The following is a 2,417-nucleotide window of genomic DNA, read 5'->3' on the forward strand; positions in this document are numbered from 1 at the left end:
TTATCCGCTGCGGGAGTTGGTGACCGCTTCGGACGCGATGCCGTTGCTGGTGGAGCGCGAGCGTGCGTTGTTCGGTTCCTGGTACGAGTTCTTCCCGCGCTCGGAGGGCACGGCCGAACAGCCGCACGGCACGTTCCGGACGGCGGCCAGGCGGCTCGAGGCGATCGCGGAGATGGGTTTCGACGTCGTCTACCTGCCGCCGATCCACCCGATCGGCACCACGTTCCGCAAGGGGCCCAACAACACGCTGACCGCGGGCCCGGACGATGTGGGGGTGCCGTGGGCGATCGGGTCGCCCGAGGGCGGCCACGACAGCGTCCACCCGGCGCTGGGCACGATCGAGGACTTCGACCACTTCGTCGGTGAGGCCGCCCGGCTCGGTCTGGAGGTGGCCCTGGACTTCGCGTTGCAGTGCTCGCCGGACCATCCCTGGGTGCACAAGTACCCGGAGTGGTTCCACCACCGGCCCGACGGCACGATCGCCTACGCGGAGAACCCGCCGAAGAAGTACCAGGACATCTACCCCATCGCCTTCGACGCGGACATGGACGGCCTGGTCGCGGAGACGGTGCGGGTGCTGCGGCACTGGATGGACCACGGGGTGCGGATCTTCCGGGTGGACAACCCGCACACCAAGCCGGTGGTGTTCTGGGAGCGGGTGATCGGCGAGGTCAACCGCAGGGACCCGGACGTGATCTTCCTGGCGGAGGCGTTCACCCGCCCCGCGATGATGCGGGCGCTCGCCCAGGTCGGGTTCCAGCAGTCGTACACGTACTTCACCTGGCGCAACGACAAGCGGGAGCTCACGGAGTACCTGACCGAGCTCTCGGGTGAGTCGGCGGCCTTCATGCGGCCGAACTTCTTCGCCAACACCCCCGACATCCTGCACGCCTACCTCCAGCACGGCGGCCGGGCCGCCTTCGAGGTCCGGGCCGTGCTCGCGGCCACCCTCTCCCCCACCTGGGGCATCTACAGCGGCTACGAACTGTGCGAGAACACCCCGCTGCGCGAAGGCAGTGAGGAGTACCTCGACTCGGAGAAGTACCAGCTCAAACCCCGCGACTGGGAAGCCGCCGCCCGCGAGGGCCGCACCCTGGCCCCCCTCATCACCCGGCTCAACACCGTCCGNGTACCAGCTCAAACCCCGCGACTGGGAAGCCGCCGCCCGCGAGGGCCGCACCCTGGCCCCCCTCATCACCCGGCTCAACACCGTCCGGCGCGCGAATCCGGCCCTCCGGCAGCTGCGCGACCTCCACTTCCACCACGCCGACAACGACCAGGTGCTCGCCTACAGCAAGCGGAGCGGATCGAACACGGTTCTGGTGGTCGCCAACCTCGACCCCCACCACACCCAGGAAGCCACGGTCTCGTTGGACATGCCGCAACTCGGCCTGGACTGGCACGAGTCGGTGCCGGTGTGCGACCTGCTCACCGGCGAGACCTATCACTGGGGCAGGGCCAACTATGTGCGGCTCGAACCGGGTCGTCGACCCGCGCATATCTTCTCGGTGCTGCGACCGTCCACCCCGAAGACCGGAGGGTCACCCACAATATGATCGTCAACGAGCCCGTCCCGGACACCTTCGAGGACACTCCCGCCAAGGACCGGAATCCGGATTGGTTCAAGAGCGCCGTCTTCTACGAGGTCCTGGTCCGCTCCTTCCAGGACAGCAACGGTGACGGCGTCGGCGACCTGAAGGGTCTGACCGCCAAACTCGACTATCTGCAATGGCTGGGTGTCGACTGCCTGTGGCTGCCGCCGTTCTTCAAGTCGCCGCTGCGTGACGGCGGTTACGACGTCTCCGACTACACCGCGGTACTGCCCGAGTTCGGCGACCTCGCCGACTTCGTGGAGTTCGTGGACGCCGCGCACCAGCGCGGCATGCGCGTGATCATCGACTTCGTCATGAACCACACCAGCGACCAGCACCCGTGGTTCCAGGAGTCGAGGCGCGACCCGGAGGGTCCGTACGGGGACTACTACGTCNATCATCGACTTCGTCATGAACCACACCAGCGACCAGCACCCGTGGTTCCAGGAGTCGAGGCGCGACCCGGAGGGTCCGTACGGGGACTACTACGTCTGGGCCGACGACGACAAGCAGTACCAGGACGCGCGGATCATCTTCGTCGACACCGAAGCCTCCAACTGGACGTACGACCCCGTACGCAAGCAGTACTACTGGCATCGTTTCTTCTCGCACCAGCCGGACCTCAACTACGAGAACCCGGCCGTGCAGGAGGAGATGATCTCCGCGCTGAAGTTCTGGCTTGACCTGGGCATCGACGGATTCCGTCTGGACGCCGTGCCGTACCTGTACCAGCAGGAGGGCACCAACTGCGAGAACCTCCCCGCGACCCACGAGTTCCTGAAGCGGGTACGCAAGGAGATCGACGCCCAGTACCCGGACACCGTG

2 pseudogenes are annotated in these 2,417 nt (G+C 66.7%); both read left to right on the plus strand.

Annotation, left to right across the window (positions count from 1 at the left end):
- Positions 1 to 1,556: pseudogene (locus V7E45_RS40210) on the plus strand (alpha-glucosidase C-terminal domain-containing protein); the annotation flags it as partial.
- Positions 1,553 to 2,417, plus strand: a pseudogene (locus tag V7E45_RS40810) (alpha-amylase family glycosyl hydrolase); the annotation flags it as partial. The pseudogenes V7E45_RS40210 and V7E45_RS40810, both read left to right, overlap by 4 nt.

This window comes from Streptomyces sp. IBSBF 3136 (assembly GCF_036815105.1).
GTDB lineage: Bacteria > Actinomycetota > Actinomycetes > Streptomycetales > Streptomycetaceae > Streptomyces.